Origin of the sequence: Streptomyces sp. SS1-1, assembly GCF_008973465.1 — a bacterium.
In the GTDB taxonomy this organism is placed as follows: domain Bacteria; phylum Actinomycetota; class Actinomycetes; order Streptomycetales; family Streptomycetaceae; genus Streptomyces.
The window spans coordinates 3,233,152-3,248,366 of record NZ_WBXN01000004.1 but is presented as its reverse complement, the minus strand read 5'-3'; the positions used below and the strand labels follow the sequence as shown (position 1 = coordinate 3,248,366).

13 protein-coding genes are annotated in these 15,215 nt (G+C 72.2%); 6 read left to right on the top strand and 7 right to left on the bottom strand.

Features of this window, described 5'->3' with window-relative positions:
• Positions 1–106 precede the first annotated feature (106 nt).
• Positions 107–490 carry a cold-shock protein gene (locus F8R89_RS37235; protein WP_062669018.1) on the top strand — a complete coding sequence of 128 codons (384 nt, stop codon included), beginning with the start codon at positions 107–109 and terminating at the stop codon, positions 488–490.
• Between the two features lie 26 nt (positions 491–516).
• Here F8R89_RS37235 and F8R89_RS15935 read toward each other — a convergent pair whose 3' ends face one another.
• From F8R89_RS15935 to F8R89_RS15920, 4 genes are all read right to left on the bottom strand, one after another.
• Entirely contained in the window at positions 517–1,365 is an 849-nt protein-coding gene (locus F8R89_RS15935) for a 1,4-dihydroxy-6-naphthoate synthase (protein ID WP_151784618.1), read from the bottom strand.
• Entirely contained in the window at positions 1,355–2,002 is a 648-nt protein-coding gene (locus F8R89_RS15930; RefSeq protein WP_264158886.1) for a futalosine hydrolase, read from the bottom strand. Before F8R89_RS15930 ends, F8R89_RS15935 begins: the two co-directional genes overlap by 11 nt.
• Positions 2,003–2,025: 23 nt before the next feature.
• On the bottom strand, positions 2,026–2,502 hold the full coding sequence (locus F8R89_RS15925) for a DUF2771 domain-containing protein (protein WP_225994404.1): 477 nt from the start codon (positions 2,500–2,502) through the stop codon (positions 2,026–2,028).
• Positions 2,503–2,593: 91 nt separating this feature from the next.
• Positions 2,594–4,021: an MFS transporter gene (locus F8R89_RS15920; protein ID WP_151784616.1), complete on the bottom strand. Its 1,428-nt coding sequence runs from the start codon at positions 4,019–4,021 to the stop codon at positions 2,594–2,596.
• A gap of 291 nt (positions 4,022–4,312) precedes the next feature.
• On the opposite strand from F8R89_RS15920, the gene F8R89_RS15915 reads away from it, so the two are divergent.
• From F8R89_RS15915 to F8R89_RS15900, 4 genes are all read left to right on the top strand, one after another.
• Complete coding sequence (locus F8R89_RS15915; RefSeq protein WP_151784615.1) at positions 4,313–5,239, top strand: DUF3027 domain-containing protein; 927 nt, start codon at positions 4,313–4,315, stop codon at positions 5,237–5,239.
• Positions 5,240–5,338: 99 nt separating this feature from the next.
• Complete coding sequence (locus F8R89_RS15910) at positions 5,339–8,461, top strand: sacsin N-terminal ATP-binding-like domain-containing protein (protein WP_151784614.1); 3,123 nt, start codon at positions 5,339–5,341, stop codon at positions 8,459–8,461.
• A gap of 173 nt (positions 8,462–8,634) precedes the next feature.
• Positions 8,635–9,558: a hypothetical protein gene (locus F8R89_RS15905; protein WP_151784613.1), complete on the top strand. Its 924-nt coding sequence runs from the start codon at positions 8,635–8,637 to the stop codon at positions 9,556–9,558.
• A gap of 179 nt (positions 9,559–9,737) precedes the next feature.
• Positions 9,738–10,646, top strand: coding sequence for a hypothetical protein (locus tag F8R89_RS15900; RefSeq protein ID WP_151784612.1), 909 nt, complete (start codon positions 9,738–9,740; stop codon positions 10,644–10,646).
• A gap of 14 nt (positions 10,647–10,660) precedes the next feature.
• Here F8R89_RS15900 and F8R89_RS15895 read toward each other — a convergent pair whose 3' ends face one another.
• Together F8R89_RS15895 and F8R89_RS15890 are read right to left on the bottom strand one after the other, a co-directional pair.
• Positions 10,661–13,057 carry a cation-translocating P-type ATPase gene (locus F8R89_RS15895; RefSeq protein ID WP_151784611.1) on the bottom strand — a complete coding sequence of 799 codons (2,397 nt, stop codon included), beginning with the start codon at positions 13,055–13,057 and terminating at the stop codon, positions 10,661–10,663.
• Between the two features lie 97 nt (positions 13,058–13,154).
• Complete coding sequence (locus F8R89_RS15890) at positions 13,155–13,454, bottom strand: DUF2530 domain-containing protein (RefSeq protein WP_151784610.1); 300 nt, start codon at positions 13,452–13,454, stop codon at positions 13,155–13,157.
• A gap of 118 nt (positions 13,455–13,572) precedes the next feature.
• On the opposite strand from F8R89_RS15890, the gene F8R89_RS15885 reads away from it, so the two are divergent.
• Positions 13,573–15,024: an NCS2 family permease gene (locus F8R89_RS15885; RefSeq protein WP_151784609.1), complete on the top strand. Its 1,452-nt coding sequence runs from the start codon at positions 13,573–13,575 to the stop codon at positions 15,022–15,024.
• Here F8R89_RS15885 and F8R89_RS15880 read toward each other — a convergent pair.
• Positions 15,017–15,199 (bottom strand): ribbon-helix-helix protein, CopG family, encoded by a 183-nt coding sequence (locus tag F8R89_RS15880; protein ID WP_151784608.1) that lies wholly within the window; start codon positions 15,197–15,199, stop codon positions 15,017–15,019. The two genes, F8R89_RS15885 and F8R89_RS15880, sit on opposite strands and share 8 nt — an antisense overlap.
• Between the last annotated feature and the right edge of the window lie 16 nt (positions 15,200–15,215).

Here is a 15,215-nt window from a genome sequence, read left to right as displayed (position 1 = left end):
GGGCGTGATTAAGGCCGTGTGTCCCTGGGGAGAGCCCCAGTAAGGTGGTTAACGGCAGTTCAGTGGCGTCCGGCCCCGTCCGGGACCGATCGAGGGAGCGTGTGCTTTGCCGACTGGCAAGGTCAAGTGGTTCAACAGTGAGAAGGGCTTCGGCTTTCTCTCCCGTGACGACGGCGGTGACGTCTTCGTCCATTCCTCGGTCCTCCCCGCCGGCGTCGACGCGCTCAAGCCGGGCCAGCGGGTGGAGTTCGGTGTCGTCGCCGGTCAGCGCGGGGATCAGGCGCTGTCGGTCGTCCTGCTCGATCCGACGCCGTCCGTCGCGGCCGCCCAGCGCAAGAAGCCGGACGAACTGGCGTCCATCGTCCAGGACCTGACGACCCTCCTGGAGAACATCACGCCCATGCTGGAGAAGGGCCGTTACCCGGAGAAGAACTCCGGCAAGAAGATCGCGGGCCTGCTCCGGGCCGTCGCCGACCAGCTCGACGTATAGGCGACACGGGCGGGATTCGGGGATTTCTAGGGGAAATCCAGTGCGTGCGGGTCGAGGGGCGGAAGGAGTCCCTCGGCCGCCGCGCGGGTCAGCAGTCCGCGTACGGCCGCGTATCCGTCCTCGCCGAGACCGGCCGTGAACTCGTTGACGTACAGACCGATGTGCTGGTCCGCGACCGCCGGGTCCATTTCCTGCGCGTGCTCCATGACATAGGGCCGGGAGATCTCCGGGTCGTCCCACGCGGCCCGTACCGAGGCGTGGATCGCGTCGGCCAGGGCGGTCAGCCGCTCGGCGCCCAGCGACCGCTTGGCGATGATCGCGCCCAGCGGGATCGGCAGCCCGGTGGTGGCCTCCCAGTGCTCGCCCATGTCGGCGAGCTTGTGCAGCCCGTAGTCCTGGTACGTGAAGCGCGCCTCGTGGATGACGAGGCCCGCGTCGACCTTCCCGTCGCGCACGGCGGGCATGATCTCGTGGAACGGCATCACCACGATCTCCCCGACGCCGCCGGGCACCGTGTCGGCGGCCCACAGCCGGAACAGCAGATACGCCGTCGACCGCTCGCTCGGCACCGCGACCGTGCGCCCGGCCAGATCGGTGCCGGCCTCACGGGTCAGCACCAGCGGCCCGCAGCCCCGGCCCAGCGCGCCCCCGCAGGGCAGCAGGGCGTACTCGCCGAGTACGTACGGCAGCACGGCGTACGACACCTTCAGCACGTCGAACTCGCCGCGTTCGGCCATGCCGTTGGTGATGTCGATGTCCGCGAACGTGACGTCCAGGGCGGGGGCGCCGGGGACGCGGCCGTGGGCGAGGGCGTCGAAGACGAACGTGTCGTTCGGGCAGGGGGAGTACGCGATCTGCAACGGGTCACCGGTCATGTGGGTTCCAACTCGAAAGGACGGGGGTGATCTTCCCGAAGCCCTCGGCGAGCGCGGCCAGGGCGTCCCCGATCCGCCAGGCGGCGCGGTCGCGCGGGCCGACGGGGTTGGAGACGGCACGCAGTTCGAGCACCGGGGTGCCGTGCGCGGCCGCGGCCTCGGCGACGCCGAAGCCCTCCATGGCCTCGGCGAGGGCGGTGGGGTGGCGTTCCCGCAGGCGGGCGGCGCGGGTGGCGGTGCCGGTGACGGTGGAGACGGTCAGCACGGCGCCGGGGCGGGCGCCCGTCGCGGACGCCACCGCGCGCACCAGGGTCTCGGGCGGGCGGTGGGTGACGGTGCCGAAGCCCAGCTCGGTGACGGGGAGGAAGCCGTCGGGGGTCTCGGCGCCGAGGTCGGCGGCCGTGATCTCGTCGGCGACGACGAGGGAGCCGACGGGCGCGTACGGCGCGAAGCCGCCGGCGATTCCGGCGGAGACGACCAGCGCGAAGGGGCGGCCGTCGAGGGCGGCGGTGGTCAGGGCCGTGGCGGTGGAGGCGGCGGCGAGGGCCGGGCCGACACCGGCGGCGATCACCTCTACGTCCGGCAGGCCGAGCGCCGGGGCCACCGCGTCCCGCTCGGCGGGGACCGCGGTGGCCACGAGGATCCGTGGGGCGGACGTGATCAGCTGTCCTTCTTCAGCTTGAAGGACCACAGGCCGGTGACGCCCTTCTCGCCCTCCTTGATGGAGACGAGCGTGGAGTTGCCGCTGGCGCCGTACTGGGCGTTGAAGAACACGCTGCCCGGGACGGTCCGGTAGGTCTTGGTGCTGGAGTCGGTGAGCGGCTGGCCGTTCATGAGGATGGTCCAGCCCTCGTCGGCGATGTCCGGGTCGACACCGAAGCGCACGGTCTCGTCCGGGTCGACCTTGATGGACTTGATGTCCTTGTCCTTCAGGCACTTGGCGAGGTCCGAGGTCTTCACGGTCTCACCGCTCTCGCCACCGCAGCTGGCCTCCGCGTGGACGGAGGAGGTGCCGACGGTCACCGTGGCGAGCGGCGTCGGCTTGTCGCAGGCCGACAGGACGAGCAGTCCGGCGGAAACGGCGCCGGCGGCGGCGAGCGCGCGGCGGCGTCGCACAACGGATTGCAGCGTGGTCATGGGCGAAGGCTATCGGGCGTGTGTCGTGCTCTCTCCATGCGGGTGCGGCGTGCCGTGTCCGGGCGCGGCGCGGCCGGTCCCCGGGGTGCCCTCATTCGACCCGTGCCCGGACGTGCCCGCCGTGCCGGGCGGAGCCGAGCAGGCCCTTGACGGTGGTCAGCCAGCCGGTGGCGACGATGGCGGCGCCGATCAGCAGCCCGAACGAGCCGCGCAGCGGCAGCACGATGCCGATGGCCCCGCCGAGCACCCACGACACCTGCAGCAGGGTCTCGGAGCGGGCGAACGCGGACGTGCGCACCGACTCCGGCACGTCCCGCTGGATGAGGGCGTCCAGGGACAGCTTGGCCAGCGCCTGGGCGAACCCGGCGACCGCCGCGAGACAGGCCACCATGACCGCCCCGAACAGGGCCGCCGCCGTGAGCGCCACGGCCATCACCAGGCCGACGACGGTCACGATGATGATCTCCGGTGCCCGGGATCTGAGCCAGGCGCCGACCGCCGTGCCCAGCGCGTTGCCGGTGCCTGCCGCGGCGGCGACTATGCCGAGGGACACGGCGGCGCTCTGGCCGGACATCGGGTGCTCCCGCAGCAGGAACGCCAGGAAGAAGATCAGGAACCCGGAGAGACAGCGCAGGGCGGCGTTGGCGCCCAGGGCGTGGGTGACCGCGATGCCGACCGTGCGCAGGTTCGGGCGTTTGACGGGCTGCCGGTGCGGGCCGTGCAGATGCTGCTCGTCGGCGGCGAGCAGCGCCCGGTCCTCGCCCTTGGCCGAGTCGACCTTCCGGGGCAGCGTGAACGACAGGACCGTACCGGCGATGAAGATCGCGCAGGCGCCGAACAGTGGCCAGCGCGGTCCGATCGCCTGGAGGCCGGCGCCGATCGGCGCCGCCACGCCGGTGGCGAGCAGCCCGCCCAGGGTGACCCGTGAGTTGGCCTTCACCAGTGAGAACCCCGGTGGCAGCAGCCGGGGCACGACGGCGCTTCTGACGACGCCGTACGCCTTGGAGGCGACCAGCACCCCCAGGGCGGCCGGGTACAGCTGGAGGTCGCCGCTGACGACCGCGCTGGACAGCACCAGGGCGAGGAGTGCGCGGGCCAGCATCGCGCCGGCCATGGCGGCGCGCCGGCCGTGCGGGAGGCGGTCGAGAAGCGGGCCGATCACGGGGGCCAGGAGAGTGAACGGGGCCATCGTGATGCCGAGGTACAGCGCGACGCGGCCGCGGGCCTCGTCGGTGGGGACGGAGAAGAAGACGGTGGAGGCGAGGGCGACGGTGATCATGACGTCGCCGGCGCCGTTGACCCCGTGCAGCTCGATCAGCTTGCCGAGGCCCGACTCGCCCGCCCCGTGCGCGTGCGTGGCCTTGCGGATGCCGCGCGCCGGCCCGGTGAAGGGGAAGTGCAGGGCACGGCCGATCGTGCGGAGGGGGCCGCGCGTCCGGCCCGATCCGCCACGTAGATTGCGCCCTCCCTCGGGCCCACCGGTGCCGGTGGCTCCTTCGGGCTGCCTCGCGGTCGCCACGACGCAATAGTGCCCCGTAATGGGGGTGGCTAGTGCGGTTACGGCGCGTATGGAGGGCACGCGGGGCCGGTCGGCGGGCATCGCGGAGCGCCGAGAAGCACCGTCGGTGTAGGCCCAGCGCCCGCGAACAGGTAGCGTGCGTATCTCAGCCATCCCGCACAATGGATGACGTAGGTGCGCCCGAGCGCGATTCGGACGCGGACGTCGACGCGGCCCACAGGTCCGCTCCGTCCGCTCCGCCGCCTTGAGGCACCCGCACCCGTAAGACGGCGTAGGAGAGAAGCGATACCTGTGAGCGCAGCGACCACGCGAAGCCGCACCCCCGATCGTCTGTGCGCCGAGGCCGTCGACCTCGCCCGCGGCGCCGCAGAGGAGGCCGCCGCGCCCGGTGTCGTCGGCGAGCACGCGGGCGTGGTGTCCGAGGGCGACCGTGTGGTGACCCACTTCTTCGAGTGCAAGGAGCTGGGGTACCGCGGCTGGCGCTGGGCGGTGACGGTGGCCCGCGCGTCGCGTGCCAAGGTCGTCACGCTCGACGAGGTCGTCCTGCTGCCCGGTCCCGACGCCCTGCTGGCCCCCGAGTGGGTGCCGTGGAGCGAGCGGCTGCGCCCCGGCGACATGGGCCCCGGCGATCTGCTGCCGACCGACGCCGACGATCTGCGTCTGGAGCCCGGCTACACGGGCGTGGACGAGCCCGGCCCGAACGCGCCCGTCTCCGAGGAGATGGCGGAGCTGGTCGAGGCGGAGGACGCGGAGGTCACCGGCGGTACCCCGGCGAACCTGCCGACGGCCCCGTCGCGCGGTTCCATCGCCGCCCTCGCGGACGAACTGGGCCTGCGCCGCGCCCGCGTCCTGTCCCGTTACGGTCTGCACATCGCCGCCGACCGCTGGGAGGAGGCGTTCGGCGCGAAGACGCCCATGGCGCAGGCGGCCCCCGCCACCTGTGTCAGCTGCGGCTTCCTCACCCCGATCGGCGGTTCCCTCGGCCAGGCCTTCGGTGTCTGCGCCAACGAGTTCTCCCCGGCGGACGGCCATGTGGTCTCCCTGACCTACGGCTGCGGCGGGCACTCGGAGGCGGCCGTCATGCCGAAGCCGCCCCGCCCGGCGCCGCCGGTCGTCGACGAGACCCGCGTCGACCCCTTCCCGCTGCGCCCGTCCCCGGACTCGGGCTCCGTCCCGGCGACGACCGACGAGGACTCGGCGGAACTCGGCCACTCCTGACCCGGGCTCCCGGCCCCCGCAGCGGGCCTGGTCGGACGCCCCGCGCATCGGCCGTCCATGAGCGGTACCTTCGTCGCGACGGCGATGAGGAGTGTCAACGTGAGCAAGTTCGTGCGGCCCGCGGCCGAGGGCGCCGACCCGTTCGGTACGGCGCGTCTACGGCGTGGAGTGCTGGACGCGTGGGCGACCAGCCCCGCCCGGTTCCGGGAGGACGCCAACGCCGAGGAGGACCTCGTCCTCGGCGGGTACCGGGACCGGCTGGTCGTCGAGCTCGCGCAGAACGCCGCCGACGCCGCCGGCCGGGCCGGGGTGCCCGGACGGCTGCGGCTGACCCTGCGTGAGGGTGTGCTCGTCGCCGCCAACACCGGTGCGCCGCTGGACGCGGCCGGTGTCGAGTCGCTGTCCACGCTGCGGGCGTCCGCGAAACGCGACAGCGAGGCCGTGGGACGGTTCGGTGTCGGCTTCGCCGCCGTCCTCGCCGTCACCGACGAGCCCGCCGTCGTCGGACGGCACGGCGGGGTGCGCTGGTCCCTCGCCGAGGCGCGCGAGCTGGCCCAGGACACCGCCCGCCACAGCCCGGGACTGGGCGACGAGATCCGGCGCCGGGACGGTCATGTGCCGCTGCTGCGGCTGCCGTTCGCCGCCGAGGGCACGGCCCCCGACCCGTACGACACCGTCGTCATCCTGCCGTTGCGCGACACCGCCGCCGCCGACCTCGCGGAGCGGCTGCTGGGCGGCGTCGACGACGCGCTGCTGCTCGCCCTGCCCGGCCTGGAGGAGGTCGTGGTGGAGATCGGCGACGCCCCGCCGCGCACCCTGCGCCGCGGCACCGACGGCCCGTTCACCGTCGTGGAGGACTCCGCGTCCGGCGTCACCCGCTGGCGCACGGTCACCGCCCACGGCCCGCTCACCCCCGACCTGCTCGCCGACCGCCCCGTCGAGGAACGGCTGCGCCCGCACTGGTCCCTGACCTGGGCCGTCCCCGTGGACCCCGCCGACGGCGGCCCCGCCCTCCCCCGCACCGCGCCCGTCGTGCACGCGCCCACCCCCAGCGACGAACCGCTCGGCGTGCCCGCGCTGCTCATCGCCTCGTTCCCGCTCGACACCACGCGGCGGCACGCCGCGCCCGGCCCGCTCACCGACTTCCTCGTGGAGCGCGCGGCCGACGCCTACACCGAACTCCTCGCCGGCTGGCGCCCGGTGGGCGAGGGCGTCATCGCGCTCGTGCCCGGCCCGCTCGGCAAGGGCGAACTGGACGGCGCCCTGCGCCAGGCCGTCCTGGAGCGCCTCCCGCGGACCTCGTTCCTGCCGCCCGCCCTGCGCCCGTCCGAGCCGGACTCCGAGCTGCCCGAGTCGCTGCGGCCCCGGGACGCCGAGGTCGTCGAGGGCGCCGGCGCCGACACCGTGCGGGTGCTGGCCGAGGTCCTGCCCACCCTGCTGCCCGCCGGTCTCGAGCGAAGGGTGGAGCTGCGGACCCTCGGGGTCGCCCGGGTGCCGCTCACCGACGCCGTGGACCGCCTCGCCGGGCTGGAGAAGGAGCCCGGCTGGTGGCACCGCCTCTACGACAGCCTCGCCGGGGTCGACCCGGACCGGCTGTCCGGGCTGCCCGTGCCCCTTGCCGACGGCCGGACGACCATCGGTCCCCGGCAGGTTCTGCTCCCCACCCCCGGCGGCACCTCCGTCGCCCCGGAGGTCCTGGCCCGCCTCGGCCTCAAGGTCGCCCACCCGGACGCCGCGCACCCGCTCCTGGAGAAGCTCGGCGCGCTCGCGGCCACGCCCCGCGCCGTCCTGACCACGCCCCAGGTGCGGGCCGCCGTCGCCGCCTCCCTCGACGACGACGCCGTGCCGAGCTGGGAGGAGGACGCGCCCGACGCCGAGGAACTCGCCGACACCGTGCTCGCCCTCGTCCGGGACGCCGGCCTGGAGCCCGGCGACGAGCCGTGGCTCGGGGCGCTCGCCCTCCCCGACGAGGACGGGGAGCTCGCGGCGGCCGGGGAACTGGTGATGCCCGGCAGCGCCTTCGCCGAGGTCATGCGGGAGGGCGAACTGCCCTTCGTGGACGCGGAACTGGCCGAGCACTGGGGTGAACAGCCCCTCGCCGCCTGCGGGGTGCTCGCCGGGTTCGCGCTGGTGCGCGCCACCGACGTCGTCCTCGACCCGGACGAACTGGAGCCCCGGTACGGCGACTTCGCCGAGCCCGACGACGCCGGGCTGCTGGACGCCGTCGACGTGTGGTGCGAGGACGTCCTGGACCGGTTCCCGGACACCCCGGTGCCGCCGGTCGCCACCGAACTCGTCGCCGTACGGGATCTGGAGCTGGTCGACGACGACAAGTGGCCGCGGGCCCTCGCCCTGCTCGCGCGGCCGCCCCTGCGGGACGCCCTCACCCAGCCGGTGCGCGTCCTGCTGCCCGACGGCACCCACGAGGTCGTACGGCCGTACACCGCCTGGTGGTTGCGGGGGCACCCGGTGCTGGACGGCCGCCGTCCCGCGGGCCTGCTGGCCGCCGGCGGCGACCCGCTGCTGCGCGGCCTGTACGAGGAGGCCGACGCGACCGGCTTCGACGACGAGCAGGTGCTGCGGGCCCTCGGTGTGCGCACCTCGGTCGCCGCGCTGCTGGACGAACCGGGCGGCGCCGCCGAACTCCTGGACCGCCTCGCCGACCCGGAGCGGACCGTCACCGCCGCCCAACTCCACGCCCTGTACGGGGCGCTGGCCGAGCTGGACCCCGACCAGGTGACCCTGCCGGACGACCTGCGGGCCGTCGTGGACGGGCGGGTCGAGGTGGTCGACGCGGCCGACGCGGTGGTCGTCGACTCGCCCGACCTGCTGCCGTTCACCGCGGGCGTGCCGCTGCTGCCGGTACGGCCGGCGAGGGCGGCGGAACTGGCCGAGCTGTTCCAGGTGCGGCGGCTGAGCGAGTCCGTCACCGGCGGCGTGGACTCCGAGGGCACCGAGCACGAGGTGCCGGAGGCGGTCCGGGCGCTGCTCGGGGCACGGACCCCGGCGTCGTACGTCGAGCACGAGGAACTCGTCGTGGACGGCGTGGAGATCGACTGGCGGCTGACCGGCGACGGCGTCCTGCACGCGGCCACCCTGGAGGGCGTGGCCGCCGGGCTCGCCTGGGCGGCCGGGCAGTGGCCGCGTCGCTTCGAGGTGGCGGCGCTGCTGGAGGATCCGTCGCGGACGGGGGAGTTGGCGCGGGACCGCTGGTTCGACTGAGGGACGCCGAAGGTCATGTGATCACAAAATCTTCACCGCCCGTACAACCATTCGCATCCGCTGCCGATCTGATCACGCGAGTCAACAGGCTCCACGATCACCTGGGCCGGCCGGCGGCGTCCTCCTCCCGTGAGGACGGCCGCGGCCGGGCCCTCTTCCCACCAGGGGAGCGCATGCGCATTCGAGCCACTGTGGCCGCCGTCTCCGGCGCCCTGGCCCTCTCCGCCCTCGCCGTCCCGGCCGCGCAGGCCGACGGCGGTCCTTCGCACGGCAAGGACGCGATCCGCGAGGCCGTGCAGGCCGTCGGTCACTCCGGCCGCAGCACCTTCGCCGCCCGCGACACGGGCGAGCCCTACGCCCTGGACCTGAGCTTCTCCAACGTCAAGGTCAACAACGGCAAGCCGATCGTCGTGGGCACCACGAACACGGTGACCGTCCCGGTGACGTACAAGGTCACGCACGCCGCGGACCTCGACCTCAACGCCCCGGAGGTCTTCCTGGACGTCGAGATCTACCGCGGCTCGTCCTACGCCGACGCGACGAACGTGCTGTTGGGCGACGACTGGCCGGTGTGCACGCCGACCACGTCGACGACCGCCACCTGCAAGGGCACGCTCGACATCTACCCGCAGTACGAGCTGAGTCTCGCCGACGCCACGTCGTGGAAGGCCGGCGGCTACGCCTACGACTTCAACGACCAGGACCCGAAGGCGGACGACATCGACTGGGACCAGGTCGGCTTCACCATGCAGAGCGGCCTGGCCTCCACCCGTCTGCAGCGCTACTCCAAGCTGACGGTCAACGCCACGCCGGAGCCGGTGAAGAAGGGCAAGACCATCACGGTCACCGGCAAGCTGTCCCGCGCCAACTGGGACGACGGCAAGTACCACGGCTACACGAACCAGCCCGTGAAGCTGCAGTTCCGCAAGAAGAACAGCAGCACCTACACCACCGTGAAGACCATCAAGTCGAACTCGACGGGCGCGCTGAAGACCACGGTCAAGGCCACCGTCGACGGCTACTTCCGCTACTCCTTCGCGGGCACCACGACGACCCCGGCGGTCAACGCCGCGGGTGACTTCGTCGACGTCCGCTAGCCGTTCGAGCGCCAACCCCCGTGAGCCGCACGGGGGTTGGTGACGAAGGTCACTGAATCGGCCCGTCGGTGAGACAACCGGCACCGGCGGGCGCGTATCTGATCACATGGGTCAACAGGCCCCCGATCATCCGGGCCCCGCCATGACCAGCGGGGCCCCTTTCCGTACCAGGGGAACGCATGCGCATCAGAGCCACCGTGGCCGCCGTCTCCGGCGCCCTGGCCCTCTCCGCCCTCGCCGTCCCGGCCGCGCAGGCCGACGGCTCCTCCGTGGACCGCGCGGACGTGGCGAAGGTCCGCCGGGCCGCTCTCGCCGCCACCGGCCGGGCCGCGGCCGCCGAGGGCAGGCCGTACGCCCTGAACGTCTCCTTCTCCAACTTCAAGATCGCCAAGACGGTGAAGGTGGGCACCACCAACCACGTCTCCACGAGCGTCAGTTACACGCTGACCCACGGCGCCGACGTGAACATCAAGGCCGCCGACTTCTTCACCGACCCGATCCTCTACAAGGGCTCCTTCGCCGCCCCGGAGAACCGGCTGTACGGCGACAAGCGCGCCACCTGCACGGCCACCTCCGCGACGACGGCCACCTGCAAGGGCACCATCGACGTCTACCCGGCCGAGAGCGAGCTGATCAACTCCGACGCCGGCGGCTGGAAGGCGTCGGCGGAGGCCACCGCGTTCAACGGCGAGGACCCGGACGCCGAGGTCTTCGACATCACCAAGGTCGGCTACAAGAGCCAGGGCGGCCTGGGCACCACGCTCATGCAGCGCTACTCCAAGCAGACGGTGAACGCCTCGCCGGAGCCGGTGAAGAAGGGCAAGACCATCACGGTCACCGGCAAGCTCTCCCGGGCCAACTGGGAGGACAACAAGTACCACGGGTACACCGCCCAGCCGGTGAAGCTGCAGTTCCGCAAGAAGAACAGCAGCACCTACACCACGCTGAAGACCGTCACCACCAACGGGACGGGCGAGCTGAAGGCCACCGTCACCGCCACCGTCGACGGCTACTTCCGCTACACCTTCGCGGGCACCTCGACGACCCCGGCCGCCACCGCCGCCGGCGACTACGTCGACGTCCGCTAGGTCGTGTCCGCGACTCAGCACGGGACCCGGCGGTCGACCCACTTCCACAGGAACTCCAGGGCGACCGCCGCCACCGCGGCGATGCCGACCGCGACCCACGGCAGCATCATCCCGACCAGCCGCAGCGCGAAGAAGTCCTGCAGCCAGGGCACGACCAGCACCAGCAGGAACGCGAAGCCCATCGCGGCCACCAGCGCGATCCGCCACCAGGTGTAGGGGCGGGCGATGATCGCCAGCACCCAGATCGAGATCAGGAACAGGGTCAGGGTGGCCGCGCTGGTCTCCGCGGGCAGGCTGTCGGGTCCCGTGTAGTGGTGACGCGCGATCAGATACGTCGCGAACGTCGCCAGTCCCGCCACCACGCCGCCCGGGAGCGCGTAGCGCATGACCCGCCGTACGAAGTGGGGCTGCGCCCGCTCCCGGTTCGGCGCGAGGGCCAGGAAGAAGGCCGGGACCCCGATGGTGAGCGTGGACAGCAGGGTCAGATGGCGCGGCAGGAAGGGGTACTCCACCTGCCAGAACACCACGAGCAGCGCCAGCAGCACCGAGTACACCGTCTTGACCAGGAACAGGGTCGCCACCCGGGTGATGTTGCCGATCACCCGCCGCCCCTCGGCCACCACCGACGGCAGCGACGCGAAGCTGTTGTCCAGCAGCACGATCTGCGCGACGGCCCGGGTCGCCTCCGACCCCGAGCCCATGGCCACCCCGATGTCGGCGTCCTTCAGGGCGAGCACGTCGTTCACGCCGTCGCCGGTCATCGCGACGGTGTGCCCACGCGACTGGAGCGCCCCCACCATGTCCCGCTTCTGCTGCGGGGTGACCCGCCCGAAGACGGTCGCGTCCTCGATGGCGCCCGCCATCTCGTCCCGCTCCCGGGGCAGCCGGCGCGCGTCGACGGTCGTACCGGCCAGCCCCAGCTTGGAGGCGACCGCGCCCACCGAGACCGCGTTGTCCCCGGAGATCACCTTGGCCTTGACGTCCTGCTCGGCGAAGTAGCGCAGGGTGTCGGCGGCGTCGGGCCGCAGCCGCTGCTCCAGGACGACGAGCGCGGCCGGCTCGGCGTCCCGGGCGACCTCGGGATCGTCGAGCTCACGGCCGGCGCGGGCGAGCAGCAGCACCCGCAGGCCCTGTTCGTTCAGCCGGTCGGTCTCGCCGAGCGCCGGGTGCCCGTCGGGGAGCAGGACGTCGGGCGCGCCCAGCAGCCAGGTGCCGGACCGCCCGTCGCCCTCGCTGACGGTGGCGCCGCTGTACTTGCGGGCGGAGGAGAACGGCAGGGCGGCGGTGATGCGCCAGTCCTCCGTGTCGGGGAAGGCGGCGATGACCGCCCGGAGCGAGGCGTTGGGGCGCGGGTCGGACGCGCCGAGGGCGCCGAGGACCGTGCGGACGTAGGGCTCGTCGAAGCCGTCCAGGGTGCGCAGCGCGGTGACGTCCATGCCGCCCTCGGTGAGGGTGCCGGTCTTGTCGAGGCAGACGGTGTCGACGCGGGCCAGGCCCTCGATGGCGGGCAGCTCCTGCACCAGGCACTGTCTGCGGCCCAGCCGGACGACGCCGATGGCGAAGGCGACGGAGGTCAGCAGCACGAGCCCCTCCGGGACCATGGGCACGATGCCGCCGACGGTCCGGGCGATCGAGTCGTCGAGGTCGTTCTCCTTGACGAACAGCTGGGTGATGATCAGGCCGATCGCGGCCGGGACCATCATCCAGGTCACGTACTTGAGGATCGTCGAGATGCCCGAGCGCAGTTCGGACTGGACGAGCGTGAACCGGGACGCCTCCTCGGCGAGCTGGGCGGCGTACGCCTCGCGCCCGACCTTGGTGGCCTGGAAGGCGCCGCCCCCGGCGACGACGAAGCTGCCGGAGAGGACCGGGTCGCCGGGCCGTTTGACCACGGGGTCGGCCTCGCCGGTGAGCAGCGACTCGTCGATCTCCAGCCCGTCGGCCTCGACGCACACCCCGTCGACGACGGCCTTGTCCCCGGGTCCGATCTCCACCAGGTCGTCGAGGACGATCCCGGAGGTCGCGACCTGGGCCGACACCCCGTCGCGGCGCACGGTGGGCCGTGCCTCGCCGATCACCGCGAGCGAGTCCAGGGTCTTCTTGGCCCGCCACTCCTGGACGATCCCGATGCCGGTGTTGGCGAGGATGACGAACCCGAACAGGCTGTCCTGGATCGGTGCGACGAACAGCATGATCAGCCAGAGCACGCCGATGATCGCGTTGAACCGGGTGAAGACGTTGGCGCGGACGATCTCCGCCATCGACCGGCTGCTGCGCACCGGTACGTCGTTGACGGCTCCCCGCGCGACCCGTTCGGCCACCTCGGCCGCGGTGAGTCCGCTCGCCGCGACGGTGACGGAGGCGCTGTGCACGGAATGGTTGACATCGGTGCCCGCGTCGGCATGCGTCATGCCTTCGACGGTACGTGCGGAGCGGGGAGTTCACCCGCCGAGTGGGCGGAAGTTCCGACCGGGGGAGGAGCGGGGTCGTACCAGGGGTGTACGGCCGCTACTCGGCGGAGGGGGCGGTGGGCTGCTCGGTGCGCGCGCCGGTGGTCCCCCGCTCCGCCTCCGCCCGCTTGATGGCGGCGTCGCGCTTGCGGACGTACCAGATGCCGATGAGTCCGAGGCCGCCGCCGGCCAGGCAGGTCCACACCCACCAGGTGTGCCCGTGGTCGTCGAACCAGCCGTAGAACGGCAGCTGCACGACGAAGAGGACGAACCAGATGATGGTGCCGCCGGTGATGGTCGCGACGACGGGGCCCTCCAGGGGCTCCGGCGCCTCGTGCTTGGGGGTCCACTTCGCCATGCGACACAGCTTACGAGGTGATCAGGTCTACGCGCGGAGATGGCTCTTCCCGGCTTTATATGTTCATACTGAAACGGTTTGAGTCTGACCACTTCTCTTCGTAGGAAACACCAAAAGCATGTCCACCTCGGCTCCTGCCAAGGCCCCCACCCCTGAACAGCCGGGAGCCGGGCCCACCTACGGCGCACTCGACCGCTTCTTCAAGATCTCCGAACGCGGCAGCTCCCTGCCGCGCGAGATCCGCGGCGGTCTCGCCACCTTCTTCGCGATGGCGTACATCATCGTGCTGAACCCGATCATCCTGGGCAGCGCGAAGGACATGTACGGGCATCAGCTCGACAACGGCCAGCTGGTCACCGCGACCGCGGTCACGGCCGCCTTCAGCACCCTGCTGATGGGTGTCATCGGCAATGTGCCGATCGCGCTCGCCGCCGGCCTCGGCGTGAACTCCGTCGTCGCCCTCCAGCTCGCCCCGCGCATGTCCTGGCCCGACGCGATGGGCATGGTGGTCCTGGCGGGCTTCGTGGTCATGCTGCTCGTCGCCACCGGTCTGCGCGAGCGCGTCATGAACGCCGTGCCGTTCGGCCTGCGCAAGGCCATCTCCATCGGTATCGGCCTGTTCATCATGCTGATCGGCCTGGTCGACTCCGGCTTCGTCACCCGTATCCCGGACGTCGCCCAGACCACGGTCCCGCTCCAGCTCGGCACCGGCGGGCACCTCAACGGCTGGCCCGTGCTGGTCTTCGTCCTCGGCGCGCTGCTCACCCTCGCGCTGATCGTCCGCAAGGTCCCCGGCGCGATCCTCATCTCGATCGTCGCGATGACCGTGGTCGCCGTCGTCATCGAGGCCGTCGCGACGGTGCCGTCCTGGGGCCTGACCACCCCGAAGTGGCCCGGCAACCCGGTCGCCAGTCCCGACTTCGGCCTGATCGGCGAGGTCAGCCTGTTCGGCGGCTTCGGCAAGGTCGGCGTGCTGACCGGCGTCCTCTTCGTCTTCACCGTCCTGCTGTCCTGCTTCTTCGACGCCATGGGCACGATCATGGGCGTCAGCGACGAGGCGAAGCTGACCGACGCCCGCGGCCAGATGCCGGGCATCAACAAGGTGCTGTTCGTCGACGGCCTCGCCGTCGCCGCGGGCGGCGCCAGCTCCTCCTCGGCCACCACGGCGTTCGTGGAGTCCACGGCCGGCGTGGGCGAGGGTGCCCGGACGGGCCTCGCCAACGTCGTCACCGGCGGTCTGTTCGGTGTGGCGCTGTTCCTCACGCCGATCGCCACGATGGTGCCGTCCCAGGCGGCCACCCCGGCCCTGCTCGCGGTGGGCTTCCTGATCCTCGCGAACTCCGTCAAGGAGATCGACTGGGCCGACTACACGATCGCCATCCCGGCCTTCGTGACCATGGTGATGATGCCGTTCACCTACTCGATCACCAACGGCATCGGCATGGGCTTCATCACCTTCGCGGTCCTGCGGCTCGCCGCCGGGCGCGGCCGGGAGGTCCCGGCCGCGATGTACGTGGTGGCGGCGGTGTTCGGCTTCTACTACCTGATGCCGGCGCTGGGCCTCACGTGACGCCGTAGAACCTCTCGGTCTCCTCGACGGCGGTCTTGAACCGCTCGTCGAAGTCATCGCGGATGAGCGTCCGGACGACATAGTCCTGGACGCTCATCCCTCTTTTCGCGGCATGCTCGCGCAGCCGGTCGAGCAGCTCGTGGTCCATCCGCAGGCTGAGCACGCTGGTCCCCATGCGAAGAGGGTCGCGG

Coding starts and splice junctions, on each gene's coding strand:
- F8R89_RS15935 (WP_151784618.1), bottom strand. CDS start 1,365: ATGACCGGTGACCCGTTGCAGATCGCGTACTCCCCCTGCCCGAACGAC.
- F8R89_RS15925 (WP_225994404.1), bottom strand. CDS start 2,502: ATGACCACGCTGCAATCCGTTGTGCGACGCCGCCGCGCGCTCGCCGCC.
- F8R89_RS15905 (WP_151784613.1), top strand. CDS start 8,635: ATGCGCATTCGAGCCACTGTGGCCGCCGTCTCCGGCGCCCTGGCCCTC.
- F8R89_RS15900 (WP_151784612.1), top strand. CDS start 9,738: ATGCGCATCAGAGCCACCGTGGCCGCCGTCTCCGGCGCCCTGGCCCTC.
- F8R89_RS15895 (WP_151784611.1), bottom strand. CDS start 13,057: ATGACGCATGCCGACGCGGGCACCGATGTCAACCATTCCGTGCACAGC.
- F8R89_RS15890 (WP_151784610.1), bottom strand. CDS start 13,454: ATGGCGAAGTGGACCCCCAAGCACGAGGCGCCGGAGCCCCTGGAGGGC.
- F8R89_RS15885 (WP_151784609.1), top strand. CDS start 13,573: ATGTCCACCTCGGCTCCTGCCAAGGCCCCCACCCCTGAACAGCCGGGA.
- F8R89_RS15880 (WP_151784608.1), bottom strand. CDS start 15,199: ATGGGGACCAGCGTGCTCAGCCTGCGGATGGACCACGAGCTGCTCGAC.